This window comes from Streptomyces sp. NPDC058052 (assembly GCF_042885515.1).
Taxonomy (GTDB): Bacteria; Actinomycetota; Actinomycetes; order Streptomycetales; family Streptomycetaceae; genus Streptomyces.
This window is the reverse complement of record NZ_JBHVRX010000019.1, coordinates 1-17,690: the sequence shown is the minus strand read 5'-3', so window position 1 is coordinate 17,690 and position 17,690 is coordinate 1. Positions and strand designations below refer to the sequence as shown.

Genomic DNA, 17,690 nt, shown 5'->3' with positions numbered 1-17,690 from the left:
TGGCCTAGTACAGAGCGCCTGTTAGCCCTGTTGAAGAGCCTGCGCGTACGGCGTACGTTCAGTGGCGTACACCGTACGAATCGCCGAAGGAGCTCCTCATGAAGACCGTGCTCATCTCCGGTGGCGGCATCGCCGGCCCCGTCCTCGCCCACTGGCTGCGCCGCCGGGGCTTCGAGCCCACCGTCGTCGAGCGCGCCCCCGCCCCGCGCGCCGGCGGCCAGGCCGTGGACGTCCGCGGTGTCGCGCTCGACGTCATGGAGCGGACCGGACTGCTCGACCAGGCGCGCGGGGTGCGGACCCGGATGCGCGGCATGTCGGTCCTCGACCCGCTGGGGAACGAGGTCCACCGCTCCACGGAGGCGACCTTCAGCAGCGGCCGGCTCGACAGCGAGGACATCGAGGTCCTGCGCGACGACCTGGTGCGGATGGCGTACGCCCACACCCGGACCGACGTCGAGTACCTCTTCGGCGACAGCCTCACCGCACTGGAGGAGGACGCGACCGGCGTCCGCGCCGACTTCGCGCACGGCCCCTCCCGCCGCTTCGACCTCGTCGTCGGCGCGGACGGCCTCCACTCCACCGTCCGGCGCCTCGCCTTCGGCCCGGAGGAGGAGTACGCCCACCACCTCGGCAGCTACCTCTCGGTCTTCGGCGCGGAGAACTTCCTCGGCCTGGAGGACTGGCAGGTGTGGCTCCAGGACGAGGGCGTGGGCTTCGGCATCATGCCCGTCCGCGACAACACCGAACTGCGGGTCGCCTTCGGCTTCCGGTCCGACCCCCTCGCCCCCGGACGGCGCGGCGCCGACGCCCTGCGGCGCACGGTCGTGGAGAAGCTCGGCACCCTCGGCTGGGAAGGGGCCCGGCTCGCCGAAGCCGCCCGCGAGGCACCGGACTTCTACTGCGACGCCATGGCCCAGATCCGCATGGACCGGTGGTCCCGGGGGCGCGTGACCCTGCTCGGCGACGCCGGCTACTGCCCCTCCCCGCTCTCGGGCCAGGGCACCAGCCTCGCCCTCGTCGGCGCCTACGTCCTGGCCGACTGCCTCGCCCACGACCGCGGCGACCACCACGCCGCCCTCGCCCGCTACGAGGAGCGGATGCGCCCCTTCGTCGGCCTCAACCAGGCCCTCGCCACCGAGAACCCCGGCGGCCCGGCCTCCGAGGAGTCCGTCGAGCGCGCCAAGAACGCCATCGCCCTGGACGCCTGAGCGGACGGCGGGCGCCGCGACCCCTCGTTGTCGGTGTCCTCCGCTACCGTGCCCGGCGACCGGTACCGACACCTCTCGGGAGAAGCACCGTGGACATTCTGCTCATCGCCGGCCTCTGGCTCGACGGTTCCGCGTGGGACGACGTCGTGCCCGAACTCACCGCCCTCGGCCACCGCCCCGTGGCCGTCGCCCTCCCCGGCCAGGGCGACGGGAACACCGCCGCCACCCTGGCCGACCAGCTCGACGCCGTGCTCGCCGCCGTCGACGCGGCCCCCGGAAAGCCCCTGGTCGTCGGCCACTCCGCGGCGACCAGCCTGGCCTGGCTGGCCGCCGACGCCCGGCCGGAGAAGGTGGCCGCGGTCGCGCTCGTCGGCGGCTTCCCGGCCGAGGACGGGCGGGCCTACGCCGATTTCTTCGCCATCGAGGACGGCGTCATGCCCTTCCCCGGCTGGGCCCCCTTCGAAGGCCCGGACGCCGCCGACCTCGACGCGCCGGCCCGGGACCGCTTCGCCGCCGCCGCCGTCCCCGTCCCGGAGGCGGTCGCCCGGGGCGTCGTCCGGCTGACCGACGAGCGCCGCTTCGGCGTCCCCGCCGTGCTCGTCTGCCCCGAGTTCACCCCCGCCCAGGCGAAGGAGTGGATCGCCGGCGGCGACAGCCCCGAACTCGCCCGCGCCCGCAGCCTCACGTACGTCGACGTCGACTCGGGCCACTGGCCGATGACCACCAGCCCCCGCGCCCTCGCGCACGCCCTCGCCGAGGCCGCGGCCGCCTGACGGACGGTAGGGATCATGACAACCTAGGCTGCTGCGCGTGGACATAGACCTCGGCAACGGAATCCTCGGCGCCATCCTCGGCGTCGTCTTCGCGACGCTGTTCCAGCAGGGGACGCAGGACCTGTGGTTCAAGGTGCGGCGGCGCGCGGCCGGGAAGATGCGCAGCCTGACGTACCGGCCGGGGGAGGGCGGCGCCTGGGGGACCTTCTCCCTCGGGCCGCTGCACACCTCGGCGCTGATCGTGGAAGGCGACGGGAACCGGCCGATCGCCCCCGAGTCCGTGCACGTGCAGGTGCTGGACGGGGAGATCGAGCTGCCCGCCGAACTGGCGCCCTGGCGGGCGGAGATCGAGGCCGAGGAGGCCCGGGCCGAGGCGGCCGGCGACCGGCGGCCGGTCTGGAACGGGGAGCGGTACGCGGTCGAGTCCGTCGAGGTGACCCGTACCCCCCTCGACGAGGCCCCCGAGGTGCACCTGAGGCTCCGGCCCACCGACTACTACACCTTCCTCGCCGCCCAGCAGCTCGACCGGCGGCTCCCCGACGGCACGACCCCGCGCGGCCGCTGGCTCGACCCGGACGCGCCGCTGACCGCCCCCGCCTTCCTCCAGTGCAGCTTCGGTGTGAACGTCGCCGTCGTCACCGCCGACGACCTGCTGGTGATCAGCCGGCGCGGGGACCGGGTCCGGATGGCGCCCGGGCTGTGGAACTCCTCCGTGAACGAGGGCCTGGCCCGGACCCTCGACTCCTCCGGCCGCCACGCCCCCGACCTGCACGCGGTCGCCCGCCGCGGAATGGCCGAGGAACTCGCCCTGGAGCCGCATGAGTTCACCCTCGCCCTCCTCGCGTTCGTCCTCGACGTCGAGAAGCGGATGTGGAGCGCCCACTTCTACGCCCGGCTGACCGGCCTCACCGGCGAGGAGCTGCGGGCCCGCACGAGCCGGGGCGTCCCGGACCGCTGGGAGCACAGCGCCATGGAGTACGTCCCCTTCCGCACGGCCGACGTCACCCGCCACCTGCTCTCGCCGGAGCGGCGCCACCGCTGGGCGCCCCTCGCCCCCGCCCTCTTCCACCTCGCCCTGGTCCACGTCCACGGCCGCGCCTCGGTCGAGCGGGCCGAGGCGGCGGTCGTGCGGCGCCTCTGAGGGAACGGGACGCCGGGCCGGAAGCGGTCCGTACGCTGTCCCGCATGGCATGCCGCATCAGTGAGCTGGTCCTCGAATGCGCCGACCCCGAACGCCTCGCCGTGTTCTGGAGCGAGGTCCTCGGTTACGTCGAGCTGAACCGGGAGGACGACGGGAGCATCGAGATCGGGCCGCCCGGCACCGGCTTCGGCGGCCCGCAGCCCACCCTCGTCCTCAGTCGGAACGACGCGCCCCGGAAGGGGAATCCGCGTCTCCACATCGACGTCAACGCGACCGACCGCGACCAGGACGCCGAGCTGGAGCGGCTGCTCGCGCTCGGCGCCGTCCCGGCGGACGTCGGCCAGACGGGCGAAGAGGACTGGCACGTCCTCGCCGACCCGGAGGGCAACGCGTTCTGCCTGCTCCGCCGCCGTATCGATCCCGTCGGCCGGAAGCGGCCGCACCGATCATCCGACGGTCGGACCGGGCACGGGGAGGAACACTCGCCTGGGTGACTGCGGGACGGGTGGGCACCGGGACATGATCATCGGCATGAGTGCCTCCCTGATCCGCCGCGCCTGCGCCGCGGCCCTGCTCGTCACCTCCACGCTCGCCCCCGCGGTGGCCGCCGCACCCGAACCCGGCGCCCCCGCGGCGGAGTCGAAGCGCGCGGTGCAGGCCCGCCTGCTCGGCGAGAAGATCGTCCCGCACAAGCTCGACTTCCAGGGCACCACGGTCGGCGGCCTCTCCGGCATCGACCGCGACCGGTGCACCGGCGCCTACGTCTTCATCAGCGACGACCGCTCCTTCCTCCAGCCCGCGCGCTTCTACACCGCCGCGCTCGACGTCGACGCCGCCGGCGTGCACTCCGTCGACTTCACCTCCACCCGCCCCCTCCTCCAGCCGGACGGATCCGTCTACCCGTCGCCCGCCCTCGGCGACGGCAAGGCCATCGACCCGGAGGAGATCCGCGTCGACCCGCTCCAGTGCCGCTACTGGTGGGGCCAGGAGGGCGACCGGCCCGCCGTCGCCGGCCCGCCGGTGATCCAGCCGTCCATCGAGATCTCCGCCCCCGACGGCAGCCACCGCGGCTCCCTGCGGCTGCCCGCGAACTACACGATCACGCCCGACCGCGGCCCCCGCCGCAACCAGGCCGTCGAAGCCCTCACCTTCGGCGCCCGCGGCACCGTCGTGACCAGCGCGATCGAAGGACCGCTCGTCCAGGACGGGCCGGTGCCGGACACCACGCACGGCGCGCTCGTCCGGGTCACCCGGCAGACCCGGGGCGGCGGGGTGCTCGGCCAGTTCGCGTACCCGATCGAGAAGATCTTCGCCGAGTCCGACCCGAACAGCCCCTGGGGCCCCGACACCGGCGTCCCGTCCCTCCTCGCCTTCCCGGACGACCCCGACCGCTACCTCGTGCTCGAACGCACCTGGGTCGCCGGCTCCGGCTACAAGATCCGCCTGTACGACGCCACCACGCGCGGCGCCACCGACGTGAAGGCCGTGGACTCCCTGGCCGGACAGGCCGTCGTGCCCATGCGGAAGAGGCTCGTCGCGGACTTCCACACCCTCGGCCTGTCCACCGTCGACAACACCGAGGGCATGACCTGGGGTCCCGTCCTGCCGTCCGGCGAGCGGACGCTGGTCCTCGTCAGCGACGACAACTTCGACAAGGACGCGGTCACCCAGATCGTCGCCCTCGCCCTGCGCTGATCCCCAGGGGGCCGCACGGCGTCGGTACGCCTCGCGGCGCGTACCGACGCCGGGGGGAGCCGGGACGGGACCCGTACGGACGGAGGCCCCACCGCGGGGTCCGAATTCCGCCAGCGGGGCGGGGGGTTCCGGCGGAGGCTGAGCCCATGAGCCACTTCACGCCACGGGCCGTCGAGCCCGCCGTCCTCGCCGCGCTCCGGACCACCGACGACGCCGGACGCCCCTGCGTCCCGTACACCGCCACGGAGGGCGGCGAGCCGCTGCGCTGCTGTCTGCGCGCCGCCCGCGCCGGGGAGCGGATCGCGCTCGTCTCGTACGCGCCGCTGCGCCGGTGGGCCGCGGCCGAGGGGGCCGCACCGGGGGCGTACGACGAGGTCGGGCCCGTCTTCGTGCACGCGGAGGAGTGCGGCGGGCCGGAGCGGCCCGAGGACGCGGAGGCGTACCCCTTCGAGCGGGCGGGCGCCCTGCGGACCGTCCGCCGCTACAGCGCGGACGGCCGCATCGTCGGCGGACGGCTGGTCGAACTCCCCGGCCTCGACGAGGCGTTCACCGAGGCGTTCGCCGATCCGGCCGTCGCCCTCGTGCACGTGCGGGCGGTCGAGTACGGCTGCTTCCACTTCGAGGTGCGCCGGCCCTGACGGCGCCCGCCGCGAAAAGCGGTGGCGGCGGGCGGGGAGCGGTGTCTACCGTCGGGGTGACTCCGATCCGTCCGCCGTACGTCCCGGGCCCCTGCCCGCAGAGAGGGTGTTGTATGACCCGGCCCGCGCCGAGCGCGCCTCAGCCCCCGGCCCCCGCCGCCTAGGCACTCCCCCCGCGCGAGGCCCGCTCGGCCGACTCCTGCTGCCAGTGACACCTTCTCGGCAAGGAGCCTCCGGGTGACCATCACCATCGACACCTTCACCTGCGTGTGGTGCGGACTCACCGTCCACGCCCACGCCGCCGGCGGACAGCGGCGCAACCACTGCCCGTCCTGCCTGCACTCCCGTCACGTCCACGACCACGTCGAGGGCGGGGCGAGCGACTGCGAGGCGCGGATGACACCGATCTCCCTCGCCGTCCCGCGGACCGGGGACTGGATGATCGTGCACCGGTGCGTGCGCTGCGACGAGCTGGCCTCCAGCCCCGTCGCCGAGGACGACAACCGGCTCATCCTGATGCGGATGGCGGTACGGCCGCTGGCCCAGCCGCCCTTCCCGCTCGAAGCGTTCGGGGACCTGTGACATGGCCCGCCGTACGCGAACCGGCGACCGCCGCCGCACCCAGCGGCGCAAGGACGTGCTGCACGAGCGGGGGAGCGGGCACCGGGAGCGGGACTTCCGGTGCGCCGGCTGCCGGCTCGTCGTGCCGCTGACCGCGCCGGGCACGGCGCACCGCAACCACTGCCCGACCTGTCTGACCAGCCTGCACGTGGACGGCCGGGTCCCCGGTGACCGGGCCGCCGCCTGCCGGGGCCGGATGGTGCCGCTCAGCGTCTCCGTCAGGACCGACGGGGAGTGGCTCCTCGTCCACGCGTGCGTGTCCTGCGGCGAACTGAGCGCCAACCGGATCGCCGGCGACGACAACGCCCTCGCCCTGATGCGGCTCGCCCTGCGGCCGCTGCGGGACCCGGGCGTGGCGGACGTGGCCCAGGGGGCGCTGTTCTCCCTGTGAGCCGGCGGCCGGCCCCGGGGGCGTACGGGTCCTCGCGTGCCCTCACTGCACGCAGAACTCGTTCCCCTCGGGGTCGGTCATCACCACCCACGCGCCGCCCTGCTCCGCCACCCGCCGCAGGACGGCCGCGCCCAGCCCCTCCAGGCGCTCCACCTCGGCGTCCCGGGTGCCGGGCGGGGCGTGGACGTCGAGGTGCAGCCGGTTCTTCACGGTCTTCGCCTCGGGCACCCGCTGGAAGAGGATCCGGCGGCCGAGCCCCGCGCCGTTCTCCTCCGACACCGGGTCCTCCGGATGCCGGGCGCCGGCGAGATCGCGCCACCCGAGCCGCTCCTCCGGCTTCCCGGCGTGCACGGTGACGGTCGCCTCGGCCGGTACGGCCCCGGCGGCGAGCAGCTTCCCCACGAGGCCGCTGTGGTCCTCCTCCGCGTACCGGAGGGCGGCCGCCCAGAAAGCGGCCTGGGCGTGCGGGTCGGCGCAGTCGACGACGAGCTTCCAGTGCAGTGGCTCCATCCTCCCGAGCCTCCTGCACCCGGGCCCCGGACGCCAGTGGAACGGCCGGTCAGGCGCCGCCGGTGTACTGGGCGGCGAACTCCCCGGTCGGCGGGACGACGGTGATGACGTCGATCAGCACGCCGTCGGGGGCGGCGACGATGAAGTGGCGCTGGCCGAACTCCTCCGTGCGCAGCGACAGCACCTCCGTCAGGCCGGCCCCGGCGACGAGCCGCCGGTGCTCGGCGTCGACGTCGTCCACCTCGAAGTTCAGCAGCAGACCGCCCCGGAGTGCGGCCCGGTGGCCCTCGGGGAGGGTCGGGTGGGTGTGGTCGAGCAGGGCCAGCTCGTACTGAGGGGCGTCGGTGCGGCGCAGGCTCACGTACCAGTCCGCCTCGAAGGTGGTCTCGAAGCCGAGGTGGCGGGTGTAGAAGTCGCGGGCGGCGGCCACGTCGCCGGTGGCGAGCACCGGGTAGAAGCCGCGGAGCGCGGTCGCGTCCGCCGCCGCTTCCGCCGCCGTGTCGTTCGTGGTCGGGTCCGTCACGGGTGCGTTCGTCATGGCGCTGTCCTCCGTGTCTCCGTTTCACATACCCCGGGTATGCGAATCATGGGGTTAGCATACCTCGGGTATGTGAAACGGGAAGGGCGGTGCGCGCGATGGCGGTCAACCGGGCGGAACAGCGGGCGGCCACACGGCGGGCCCTGCTGGACGAGGGACGGCGGCGGTTCGCCGCCGACGGCTACCACCACGTGGTGCTCGCCGAGGTGGCGCGGGCCGCCGGGGTCACCAAGGGCGCCGCCTACCACCACTTCGACAGCAAGGCGGGACTCTTCCGGGCCGTCGTCGCCGAGGTCCAGCGGGAGCTCGGCGAGCGGGTCGCGGCCGAGGCCGAACGGCACGAGGACCTCTGGGAGCAGCTCCGGGCCGGCTGCCGCGCCTTCCTGGACGCCGGGACCGACCCGGCGGTGCGGCGGATCCTCCTCGTCGACGCCCCGACCGTGCTCGGCTGGGACGAGTGGCGGGCCCTCGACGAGGAGTCCTCCGCCCGGCACCTGGCGGAGGCCCTGACGGCCCTCGCCGAGGCGGGGGTCATCGCGGACCAGCCGGTGGAACCGCTGGCCCGGCTCCTCTCCGGCGCCATGAACGAGGGCGCCCTCTGGATCGCCCGCGGCGGCGACCCCGGCGCCACGGTCCGCTCCCTGGACCGCCTCCTCACGGGCCTGCGCACCCCGGCCTGACGATCAGCGCCGGACGCGGTCCAGCAGCCCCGCCGTCTCCGGGTACGGGGTCTCCTCCGGCAGCAGCCCGGCCGCGCCCGGCAGATCGCCCGCGCGCACCAGGGCGTGGACCTCGTGGGCGAGCCCGGTCACGTCCCGCACGGAGACCGTCCACGCGTCCGCGTACCGCCCCGCCGCCTCGCCCGCGAGCCCCAGCTGGAGCGACCGGTACGGCAGCGGCGCGAGCCGCAGGTCCCGCTCCGGGTCCCACTGCACGCGCGCCGGCGCCCGGCGCAGCTCGCGCTGCCAGGCCGCCCGGTCGGAGTGGAAGCCGCGCTCGTAGTGGGAGAGGCAGGCGTGCCGCAGCGCCCACTCGAAGCCCTCGCGGGTGATCTCCACGGCGAGGACGGTCTCCTGGCCCTCTTTGGAGCCCCAGCCGGAGCGGTACATCATCCACAGGAACGACGGTTTGATCCACGTCATCCGGTCCCGCTTCCAGGCCGCCGGGAACCGGCCGTCCCGCGCGGCGGGCAGGCCGATCCCCGGCGGATACGCCTGGTAGACGGTGACCGTGGTGGGGGTGTGCAGCGCGCGGACGCGGCGCTCCGGCTCGTGGCCGGCCGGGGGCGGGAGCGGGGACATGGGGACAGCGTGGATCCCGGAGCGGCGCTCCGGCCAGTGGATTTCCGGCGGGGGGACGCGGCTCAGGCGCGGACGTCGTCCGTCGCCGGGCGGGGGGTGCCGGCCGTCTCCGTGAGGCGGCCGGCGGCCTCCTCGGCCGCCCGGGCCACCGCGGCGCGGCTGCGGCGGGCGGTGCGGAGGGCGTCCCAGGTGAGGATCGTGAGGGCGAGCCAGACCAGGGAGAAGCCGGCCCAGCGCTCGGGGGGCATGGCCTCGTGGAAGTACACGATGCCCAGGACGAACTGGAAGGTGGGGGCCAGGTACTGGAGGAGGCCCAGGGTCGAGAGCGGGACCCGGATCGCCGCCGCGCCGAAGCAGATCAGCGGGATCGCCGTGACGATGCCGGTCGAGGCGAGGAGCGCCATGTGGCCGACGCCCTCGGAGCCGAAGGCGAGGTCGGACCGCGAGCCGAGGAGGACCAGGTAGCCGAGGGCGGGCAGGAACTGGACGGCCGTCTCGGCCGCCAGCGACTCCAGGCCGCCGAGGTTGACCTGCTTCTTCACCAGGCCGTAGACGGCGAACGAGAAGGCCAGAGTGAGGGAGATCCACGGCGGGCGGCCGTAGCCGACCGCCAGGACCAGCACGGCCGCGAAGCCGATGCCGACCGCCGCCCACTGGGCCGGGCGGAGACGTTCCTTCAGGACGAGGACGCCGAGCGCGATCGTCACCAGGGGGTTGATGAAGTACCCCAGGGACGACTCGACGACGTGGCCGTTGTTGACCGACCAGATGTACAGGCCCCAGTTCACGGTGATGACGGTCGCGGCGATCGTCAGCAGCCCCAGCTTGCGCGGGCTGGCCGCCAGCTCCCGGACCCAGCCCCAGCGGCGCAGCACCAGCAGGGCGAGGCCGACGAAGACGAACGACCACACCATCCGGTGGGCCAGGATCTCGCCGGCGCTCGCGGGCTTCAGGAGCGGCCAGTAGAGCGGGACCAGGCCCCACATGGCGTACGCGGCGATGCCGTAGAGCAGTCCGGCCCGGCTCTCGGTCTCCCCGCCCCCGACCGCACCCGTCGTGCCGGTCCCGACCGTGCCTCTTCCGCCCATGAAAGCCTCCCGCCCTGCGCCGCGCTGTTCCGACGAAGGTAGCGCCGCACAGGGCAGGCTGTCATGTGTGTACCGCTATACGGTCATGACCTTGAGGGGGTGGTCACTCCGCCGCGGCCAGCGCCTCGCCGATCGTGGTGCCGATCGGCGTGGTCGGGCGGCCGATCAGCCGCGCCAGGTCGCCGGTCCGCACCGCCAGCGAGCCCCGCTCGATCGCCTCGTCCACGTCGACCAGGATCGCCGCGAAGAACTCCGGCACCCCGGCGCCGGTCAGGATCTCCCGGTGCGCCGCGGCCGGCACGTTCGTGTACGCGATCTCCCGGCCGCTGCGGGCCGCGACCTCCGCCGCGTACTCGGCCAGCGACCACGCCTCGTCGCCGCTCAGCTCGTACGCCTTGCCCAGGTGCTCCCCGGCCGGGCCGGACAGCACCGCCGCCGCGGCGGCCGCGTAGTCGGCGCGGGTGGCGGAGGCGACCCGGCCGTCGCCCGCGTTGGCGACGACGGCGCCGTGGGCGAGGACGGGGGCGAGGTTCGCCGTGTAGTTCTCGCTGTACCAGCCGTTGCGGAGGAAGGTGTACGGCAGCCCCGAGGCGAGGATCAGCGCCTCGGTCTCCTTGTGCTCCGCCGCCAGGTCGAAGTCGGCGTCCGGACCGCCCAGGACGCCGGTGTACGCGAGCTGGGCCACGCCCGCCGCCCTGGCCGCGTCGATCACGGCGGCGTGCTGGGGCACCCGCTGCCCGACCTCGCTGCCGGAGATCAGCAGCACCCGGTCGCCCGCCCGGAAGGCGCCGGCCAGCGTCTCGGGGCGGCTGTAGTCGGCGATCCGCAGCTCGACCCCGCGGTCCGCGAGGCCGGCGGCCTTCTCCTCGTTCCGCACGACGGCGGCGACGGATCCGGCGGGGACGGCCGGGTCGGCGAGGAGGGCGTCGACGACGAGACGGCCGAGCTGTCCGGTGGCTCCGGTGACGACGATGCTCATGGTGCTTCCTTCGCGATGGGGTGCGGGTGGGGCGGCGCGGGGCGCGCTCCGGCGACACACTCACCGTACGAGGTGCGCTAACCAATCGAAAGTACCCACTTTGAAGTAAGGTACTGTCATGGAGGTAAGTACCGAAACGCCCGCGGCGACGCCCACCGCCCCCCTGCTCGCCGACGTCGACGGCACCCTGTGCCCGTCGCGCCTCGTCCTGGAGCACGTCACCAGCCGCTGGGGCGTCCTCGTCCTGATCGCCCTCCTGGAGCGCTCGTACCGCTTCAGCGAACTGCGCCGGCGGATCGGCGGCGTCAGCGAGAAGATGCTCACCCAGACCCTCCAGACCCTGGAACGCGACGGCTTCGTCCACCGCGACGCCAAGCCCGTCATCCCGCCCCGGGTCGACTACACCCTCACCCCGCTCGGCGACGAGGCCGCCCTCCGCGTCAGGGAACTCGCCCTCTGGACCGAGTCCCGCGTCCCCGCCGTCGAGGCCGCCCGCACCCGCTACGACGAGGCCCGGGACCAATGACCTTGTAGTGGACCGGAGTTGGCCCTTCCGCGCATACGATCGTGACCCCTGGGGGAATCGTGTGAGCGGGGGGTGGGGGAATCGTGTCCTGCGTACGGCTGTCGCGTTCCTGCTGTGCCGTGGTGGCGGGCGTCGTCCTGCTGACGGGGTGCTCGGGGGGAGGGGGCGGGAGCGGCGGCCCGAAGCCCTCGACGTCCGCCCCGGCCTCGCCGTCCGCGTCCGGGTCGCCGTCCACCTCCGGGTCGCCGTCCGCGAGCGGGTCCCCGTCCACGCCGGCGACGCCCGACCCCGTGGCCACGCCCACGGCCCTGAGCTTCACCTTCGACCCTTCCCGCGCCCCGAAGAACAGGGCCGACGCCAAGCGGCTCTCCCTCGCCGTCCTCGCCGAGCCCGACACCTGGGGACCCGGCTTCACCGAGCGGAACCCGTACCTGAGCTCCGAGGACTACTGGCCCGTGCTGCCCACCACCTGCCGGTGGGAGGCCGGGACCGTGCCGTCCACCGTCCTGCACAGCGTCACCGGCTACAGCCAGGTCCCCGCCAAGGGGACCAAGGGCCTGCTCCAGGTCGCCGCCACCGTCACCGTCCACACCACGGTCGACGAGGCGGACTGGGAGATGGCGCAGACCCTGGAGGAGGCCCTCCGCTGCCCCGACCAGATCCTGCGTGCCGGGGAGAAGGTCACGGGGCTCTTCTCCATCGGCAACCCCTTCGGCGTCAACGGCAACTTCACCGCCGCGGACTCGCTCAGCGAGCGCGGGAAGTACGTCAAGGACGGCGTGAAGGGCGAGCACTTCTACGGATGGTCCCAGTCGCGGGTGGGGCCGGTGACGCTCGCCGTCTCGGCCAAGGGATCGGCCGGCCACACCGAGGACGAGGTCAGTACGGCGATGATCCGGGCGCTCGTCACCATGCTCAACCGCACCCAGGCCGAGCTGGAGGTCAAGCAGTGAGCCCCGTGAGCCCGGACGACCGCGAGCCGTCCCCGGACGCCCCCCAGCACCGGCCTCCGGCCGCCGACCGCTCCGGGGACGTACCGCCCGTCGACGGGCGTCCCCGGGTCCGGCCGCCCGGCGGCGAGCGACGGATCCCCGACCCCCGGATCGTCCCCCCGGCGCCCGCCGCCCCACCCGGTGCCGAGGCCGACGCCGCCGTACCCGAAGCCGTACCCGAAGCCGATGCCGAAGCCGATGCCGGGTCCTCGCCGGAGCCGGAGTCCGCTTCCACCGCGGGGCCCGCGCCCGTCCCCACCCGTCCCGCGCCCGCCGCGGGCGACCTCGCCCCGCTGCTGCCCGCGGACCCCTCCTCCCTCGCCGGGTACCGCCTCCTCGGGCGGCTCGGGGCCGGCGGCATGGGCGTCGTCTACCTGGGCCGTACGGAGACGGGCGAGCTGGCCGCCGTGAAGGTCACGCTCTCCGACCGGGCCGAACGGGCCGACTTCCGCGCCCGGTTCCGGCGCGAGGTCGAGGCCGCCCGGCGGGTCGTGTCCCCGTGGGCCGTCCCGGTCCTCGGCGCCGACCCCGACGCCCCCGAACCGTGGCTCGCCACCGCCTTCGTGCCCGGCCCCTCCCTCGGCGAGGCGATCGCCGCCCACGGACCCCTGCCCGGCCGCAGCCTCCGCATCCTCGGCGGCGCCGTCGCCCGCGGGCTCGCCGCCGTCCACGCCGCCGGCCTCGTCCACCGCGACGTGAAGCCCGCCAACGTCCTCCTCGCCGTCGACGGGCCCCGGCTCATCGACTTCGGCATCGCCCGCGCCGCCGACCCCGACGGGGAGACCGCGCTCACCGGCACCGACATGGTCGTCGGCACCCCCGGCTTCCTCGCGCCGGAACAGGCGGAGGCCCGTACCGGCGACATCGGCCCCGCCTCCGACGTCTTCGCCTTCGGCTGCCTCCTCGCCTACGCCGCCACCGGACGCCCGCCCTTCGGCACCGGCGCCGTCGACGCCCTCATGTACCGGACCGTGCACGACGAGCCCGACCTCGCCGGCGTACCGGCCGGGCTGCTGCCCCTCCTGCGGGACTGCCTCGCCAAGGACCCGGCCGCCCGGCCCACCGCCGAACAGCTCGCCGGACGGCTCGTCGTGGACACCCCCGGCACCGCCGCCGACTGGCTGCCCGACCCCGTCGTCCGCACCATCGCCGAGCGCTCCGCCCGGATGCTCGCGCTCCCCGACATCGACCCGACGAACACGCCCGCCCCCGCCGCGCCCGCGACGTCCGGCCGCCGGCGGTTCCTCCTGCTCGCCGGCGGCGGCGCCGTCCTCGCCGCCGCCGGCGGCGGCACCTGGCTGGCCCTCCGCGGCGGCGACGGAGGGAGGACCGACGGCAAGCCCGCTCCGGCGCCGAGGACCCGCAAGTGGACCATCGGCGTCCAGGCCGACCTCAGCGGCCCCGGAAAGAAGATCGGCCAGGCCCAGGAGCAGGGTGTCCGGATCGCCGTCGACGCCTTCAACTCCCGCAAGGACAAGCCGTTCACGCTCGACGTGAAGGTCTCCGACGACCGGGGGGAGCAGTCGCGCGGGGCTGCCGCCGCCCGCGTCCTCACCTCCGACCCCGACGTCCTCGGCATCATCGGACCCAGCCACGACTACACCGGCTACGCGGCCCTCCCCGCCTACGACGAGGCACGCCTTCCCGTCCTCACGGTCTCCGCCGGCTACAACCTCCTCACCAACCCCGGTCTCGGCCAGGGCCTGACCGTCCTGCGGCTCTGCACCCGGCACAACTACGCGGCGCTCTACCTCGCCTACCACGTCCTGACGAAGAGCCCCCGGCCCGTCACCCGGCCCGGACTCCTCCAGGACCGCACCGACGACAACTACTCCTGGCAGTACACCGTCGGCGCCACCATCGGCTTCAAGGGGAGCGGCGTCCTCCCGCACCCCCGGGTCGTCCCCGCGGGCGCCAAACGCCTGGAACGGGTCCTCGGCGAGATGGTGGACGCGGGCATCGACGCGTATCTCCACGCCGGTCTCGCCCCCAGCGCCGTCCGCGCCGCCAAGACCCTCGACAAGCTCGGTTTCACCGGCATGCGGATCACCGGACAGCACGTCTTCGGCGACGAGTTCCTCCAGGGCGCGGGCGCCGCGGCCGAGGGCTGGGTCGTCGGCGCGCCCGTCGTCCCGCCCGGCAGCCGGAAGCAGGCCGCCGCCTTCACCGCCGCCCACCGCGCGCGGTTCGGCACCGACCCGGCCCCCTACGCGGGAGAGGCGTACGACGCCGTCACGATGCTCGCCGGCCAGGTCGAGAAGGCGTTCAAGGGAGGCCGGCGCCCCGACCGCACCGCCCTCCCGGGAATCCTCAGGAAGGCGACCTTCAAGGGCGTCATGGGCGACTACGGCTTCGTCGAGGACGGCAACCTGACCGGCGTCGGCACCTACCTGTACACCGTCGCGGACGGGCGGTACGAGCCCGTGGGCTGGGCCCCCGGCACTCCGCCCAAGCCCCAGGGGTCCTGACCCTTGCGCCCGCTCCACCGTTCCGACCCCTCCGCCATCGCCGGTCACCGCCTCCTCGGGCGGCTCGGCTCCGGCGGCATGGGCGTCGTCTACCTCGCCCGCACCCCCGGCGGCGCGCTCGCCGCGGTCAAGCTGATCCGCGCCGAGCACGCCGCCGACCCCGCCTTCCGCGAACGCTTCCGCCGCGAGGCCCGCACCGCCGAGCGGATCACCGGCCGCTGGGTGGTCCGCGTCCTCGGCGCCGACCCGGAGGCCCGCGAGCCCTGGCTCGCCACCGAGTACGTCCCCGGGCCCTCGCTCGCCGAGGCCGTCGCCCTCCACGGGCCCCTGCCCCGGCCGGCCGTCCGCGCCTTCGGCGCCCGGCTCGCCGACGCCCTCGCCGGACTCCACGCGGCCGGCCTCGTCCACCGGGACGTGAAGCCCGCCAACGTCCTCCTCGCCCTCGACGGGCCCCGGCTCATCGACTTCGGCATCGCCCGCACGGCCGGGGCGACCGCGCTCACCGCCACCGACGCCATGATCGGCACCCCCGGCTACCTCGCCCCCGAACAGGCCCGGGCCGCCGGATCAGGTGAAGTCGGACCGCCCGCCGACGTGTTCGCCCTCGGCTGCGTCCTCGCGTACGTCCTCACCGGCGAACGTCCCTTCGGCACCGGCACGGTGGCGGCGGTCGTCTACCGCACCGTCCACGAGGAACCCGAACTCGGCGCCGTACCCGCCTCCCTGAGGCCCCTGGTGGCGGCCTGCCTCGCCAAGGACCCGGCCGCCCGGCCCACCGCCGAGGCCGTCCGGGACGCGCTCGGCGGCACCGAGGGACCGGCCGGCGAACTCCTGCCGACGGGGCTGCCCGCCCTCATCGCCGAACGCTCCGCCCGCGTCCTCGACCTGCCCGTCCCCGAACCCACCGCGATGGTGCCCGCGGAGCCCGCCCGCGGACCGTCCCGGCGGGCCCTGCTCGTGGGCGGCTCGGCGGCCCTCGTCGTGACCGCCGGTGCCCTCGCGGCCCGGCTTGGCGGCCTGATCGGCGGCGGCACCGGGAACGGCGCCACCAGCGGCGCGGACGGCGGCGTGACCGGCAGCATGAGCGCCACCGCCGGCAACCTCCCCACGTACACGATCGGAGTCCAGACCGACCTCAGCGGCCCCCGCAAGGCCGACGGCCGCGCCCAGGAGCGGGGGATCCGGCTCGCCGTCGACCGGCACAACGCCCGCCCCGACCGCGCCTTCGGCCTCGCCGTCACGGTCCACGACGACGCCGGCGACCCCGCCCACGCGGCCCGTACCGCCACCGCCATCGGCAAGGACCCCGCCGTCCTCGCCGTCATCGGGGCGACCTCGCCGCAGGTCGTCGCCGCCGCGGCCGCGACCTACCAGAAGAACTCCCTCGTGTACGCCAGCGTCGCCACCGGCGTCGACTACACCGTGATGCCCGACCTCATGGGCGAGCCCGCCTACTTCGAGATGCGCACCCAGGCCGAACTCCTCCAGCTCGGCTTCTCGACCGTCGCCATCGCGCGCAAGCTGCGCAGGGTCGCGGTCGTCGAGGACGGGGCCGCCGGACAGATCGCCTGGGCCATGGGCACCTCGCTGGAGAGCAACCTCGCCGTCGCCGACGCCACCGTCAGCCGCCACCAGGTCGACGCCGAGTCCGACGACTTCGGCCCGTCGGCACGTGCCGCGAAGGCGGCGGACGCCGAGGGCGTCCTCTACGCCGGCCTGTCGCCCGCCCGGGCCGCCCGGTGCGCCCGCGCGCTGGCGGCGGCCGGCTTCACCGGCGTGTGCGGCGCCATCGAGAGCGTCCTCGAACCGGAGTTCCTGAGCGGCGCGGGAAGCGCCGCCGAGGGCTGGTACATCGGGACCTCGTACGTCGACCCCGGCGCCCTGGAGACCCCGGCCGCGAAGGAGTTCACCGCCGCCTTCCGGAAGCGCTGGGGGCGGGGTGCCGGGGACCCCGTCGAGCGGTACGCGGCGGAGGCGTACGACGTCACCCTCGCGCTCGCCGAGACCATGCGGGGCGTGGCGGCGAACGGGCTCGCCATGGAGCGGGGCGCGCTCACCCGGCGCCTGCGGGAGCTCACGTACGAGGGCGTGACGAAGAAGTACGGCTTCGACACCTCGAACAGCTTCCGCTTCCTGCACCAGGTGTACATCCACCGCGTCGAGGCGGGCGGGAAGGTCCGCTACCTCGGCCACTACGAGAAGGTCGGCGACGACGAGATCGCCGAACGGAAGAGACGCGAGCGGCAGAAGGCGCCCTGACCCGGAGGCCAGGGCGTCCCCGACACGGTGAGGGGCGCGACCGGTGCCGGCCGCGCCCCCGATGGTCCGTGACCGGCCGTCAGCCGACCACCGTCCAGGTGTCGTTGCCGGCGAGGAGCCGGGCGAGGTCGCCTTCGCCCTGGCGTTCTGTCGCGTGGTCGAGCTGCTCGGTCATGAGGGTGTCGTAGACCGGGCGTTCGACGGAGCGGAAGACGCCGATGGGGGTCTGGTGGAGGGTGTCGGGGTCGGCGAGGCGGGAGAGGGCGAAGGCGGTCGTGGGTGAGGCGGCGTGCGCGTCGTGGACGAGGATCCGGTGTTCGTTGTCCGGGGTGACCTCGACGACCTCCAGGTCGCCGGTGGCGGGGTCGCGGACGACGCCCCTGGCGAGGTCGGTGCCGAAGCGGATCGGCTGTCCGTGTTCGAGGCGGATGACGGCTTCCTTGGCCTGGTCCTTGTCCTTGAGGACCTCGAAGGCGCCGTCGTTGAAGATGTTGCAGTTCTGGTAGATCTCGACGAGGGCGGTGCCGTCGTGGTCGGCGGCCTGGCGCAGGACCTCGGTGAG

17 protein-coding genes and 2 pseudogenes are annotated in these 17,690 nt (G+C 74.7%); 13 read left to right on the top strand and 6 right to left on the bottom strand.

The features are described 5' to 3' along the window. The first annotated feature begins 98 nt into the window (after window positions 1-98). From ACFVU3_RS24645 to ACFVU3_RS24610, 8 genes and pseudogenes are all read left to right on the top strand, one after another. Window positions 99-1,208: an FAD-dependent monooxygenase gene (locus tag ACFVU3_RS24645; RefSeq protein ID WP_390069335.1), complete on the top strand. Its 1,110-nt coding sequence runs from the start codon at window positions 99-101 to the stop codon at window positions 1,206-1,208. Window positions 1,209-1,297: 89 nt separating this feature from the next. Further along, a complete protein-coding gene (locus ACFVU3_RS24640; RefSeq protein WP_390069334.1) occupies window positions 1,298-1,981 on the top strand; it encodes an alpha/beta fold hydrolase in 684 nt (227 codons plus the stop codon). 37 nt (window positions 1,982-2,018) lie between these two features. Then, a complete protein-coding gene (locus ACFVU3_RS24635) occupies window positions 2,019-3,122 on the top strand; it encodes a hypothetical protein (RefSeq protein WP_390069333.1) in 1,104 nt (367 codons plus the stop codon). A gap of 44 nt (window positions 3,123-3,166) precedes the next feature. Then, a pseudogene (locus ACFVU3_RS24630) lies at window positions 3,167-3,547 on the top strand (VOC family protein); the annotation flags it as partial. Between the two features lie 106 nt (window positions 3,548-3,653). After that, a complete protein-coding gene (locus ACFVU3_RS24625; protein ID WP_390069332.1) occupies window positions 3,654-4,817 on the top strand; it encodes an esterase-like activity of phytase family protein in 1,164 nt (387 codons plus the stop codon). A gap of 146 nt (window positions 4,818-4,963) precedes the next feature. Next, a complete protein-coding gene (locus ACFVU3_RS24620; protein WP_390069331.1) occupies window positions 4,964-5,455 on the top strand; it encodes a DUF1203 domain-containing protein in 492 nt (163 codons plus the stop codon). A 237-nt stretch (window positions 5,456-5,692) separates the two neighbouring features. Beyond that, entirely contained in the window at window positions 5,693-6,037 is a 345-nt protein-coding gene (locus tag ACFVU3_RS24615; RefSeq protein WP_390069330.1) for an RNHCP domain-containing protein, read from the top strand. A gap of 1 nt (window position 6,038) precedes the next feature. After that, window positions 6,039-6,467: an RNHCP domain-containing protein gene (locus ACFVU3_RS24610; protein ID WP_390069328.1), complete on the top strand. Its 429-nt coding sequence runs from the start codon at window positions 6,039-6,041 to the stop codon at window positions 6,465-6,467. Window positions 6,468-6,509: 42 nt separating this feature from the next. On the opposite strand, the gene ACFVU3_RS24605 is transcribed toward ACFVU3_RS24610, so the two are convergent. Both ACFVU3_RS24605 and ACFVU3_RS24600 read right to left on the bottom strand, forming a co-directional pair. Then, window positions 6,510-6,977 carry a VOC family protein gene (locus tag ACFVU3_RS24605; RefSeq protein ID WP_390069327.1) on the bottom strand — a complete coding sequence of 156 codons (468 nt, stop codon included), beginning with the start codon at window positions 6,975-6,977 and terminating at the stop codon, window positions 6,510-6,512. A 49-nt stretch (window positions 6,978-7,026) separates the two neighbouring features. Next, window positions 7,027-7,515 (bottom strand): VOC family protein, encoded by a 489-nt coding sequence (locus ACFVU3_RS24600; protein WP_390069325.1) that lies wholly within the window; start codon window positions 7,513-7,515, stop codon window positions 7,027-7,029. A gap of 98 nt (window positions 7,516-7,613) precedes the next feature. Between ACFVU3_RS24600 and ACFVU3_RS24595 the strand changes: the two genes are divergently transcribed. After that, window positions 7,614-8,195: a TetR/AcrR family transcriptional regulator gene (locus tag ACFVU3_RS24595; RefSeq protein WP_390069323.1), complete on the top strand. Its 582-nt coding sequence runs from the start codon at window positions 7,614-7,616 to the stop codon at window positions 8,193-8,195. A gap of 3 nt (window positions 8,196-8,198) precedes the next feature. Here ACFVU3_RS24595 and ACFVU3_RS24590 read toward each other — a convergent pair whose 3' ends face one another. From ACFVU3_RS24590 to ACFVU3_RS24580, 3 genes are all read right to left on the bottom strand, one after another. After that, window positions 8,199-8,816 carry a DUF4291 domain-containing protein gene (locus ACFVU3_RS24590; RefSeq protein WP_390069321.1) on the bottom strand — a complete coding sequence of 206 codons (618 nt, stop codon included), beginning with the start codon at window positions 8,814-8,816 and terminating at the stop codon, window positions 8,199-8,201. Between the two features lie 62 nt (window positions 8,817-8,878). After that, window positions 8,879-9,904 carry an EamA family transporter RarD gene (gene rarD, locus ACFVU3_RS24585; protein WP_390069319.1) on the bottom strand — a complete coding sequence of 342 codons (1,026 nt, stop codon included), beginning with the start codon at window positions 9,902-9,904 and terminating at the stop codon, window positions 8,879-8,881. A 103-nt stretch (window positions 9,905-10,007) separates the two neighbouring features. Next, on the bottom strand, window positions 10,008-10,883 hold the full coding sequence (locus tag ACFVU3_RS24580; protein WP_390069318.1) for an NmrA family NAD(P)-binding protein: 876 nt from the start codon (window positions 10,881-10,883) through the stop codon (window positions 10,008-10,010). A 118-nt stretch (window positions 10,884-11,001) separates the two neighbouring features. Here ACFVU3_RS24580 and ACFVU3_RS24575 point away from each other — a divergent pair, with 118 nt between their 5' ends. The 4 genes from ACFVU3_RS24575 (at window position 11,002) to ACFVU3_RS24560 (ending at window position 17,128) form a co-directional block, all read left to right on the top strand. Beyond that, window positions 11,002-11,409, top strand: coding sequence for a winged helix-turn-helix transcriptional regulator (locus ACFVU3_RS24575; protein ID WP_390069317.1), 408 nt, complete (start codon window positions 11,002-11,004; stop codon window positions 11,407-11,409). A gap of 290 nt (window positions 11,410-11,699) precedes the next feature. Next, the gene (locus ACFVU3_RS24570) at window positions 11,700-12,362 is read left to right on the top strand and encodes a hypothetical protein (RefSeq protein WP_390069315.1); all 663 of its coding nucleotides are present in this window, start codon (window positions 11,700-11,702) and stop codon (window positions 12,360-12,362) included. A gap of 332 nt (window positions 12,363-12,694) precedes the next feature. Continuing rightward, entirely contained in the window at window positions 12,695-14,869 is a 2,175-nt protein-coding gene (locus tag ACFVU3_RS24565) for a bifunctional serine/threonine-protein kinase/ABC transporter substrate-binding protein (protein ID WP_390069521.1), read from the top strand. A 3-nt stretch (window positions 14,870-14,872) separates the two neighbouring features. Further along, a complete protein-coding gene (locus tag ACFVU3_RS24560; protein WP_390069314.1) occupies window positions 14,873-17,128 on the top strand; it encodes a bifunctional serine/threonine-protein kinase/ABC transporter substrate-binding protein in 2,256 nt (751 codons plus the stop codon). 79 nt (window positions 17,129-17,207) lie between these two features. On the opposite strand, the pseudogene ACFVU3_RS24555 reads toward ACFVU3_RS24560, so the two are convergent. Then, window positions 17,208-17,690: pseudogene (locus ACFVU3_RS24555) on the bottom strand (2-oxoacid:ferredoxin oxidoreductase subunit beta); the annotation flags it as partial.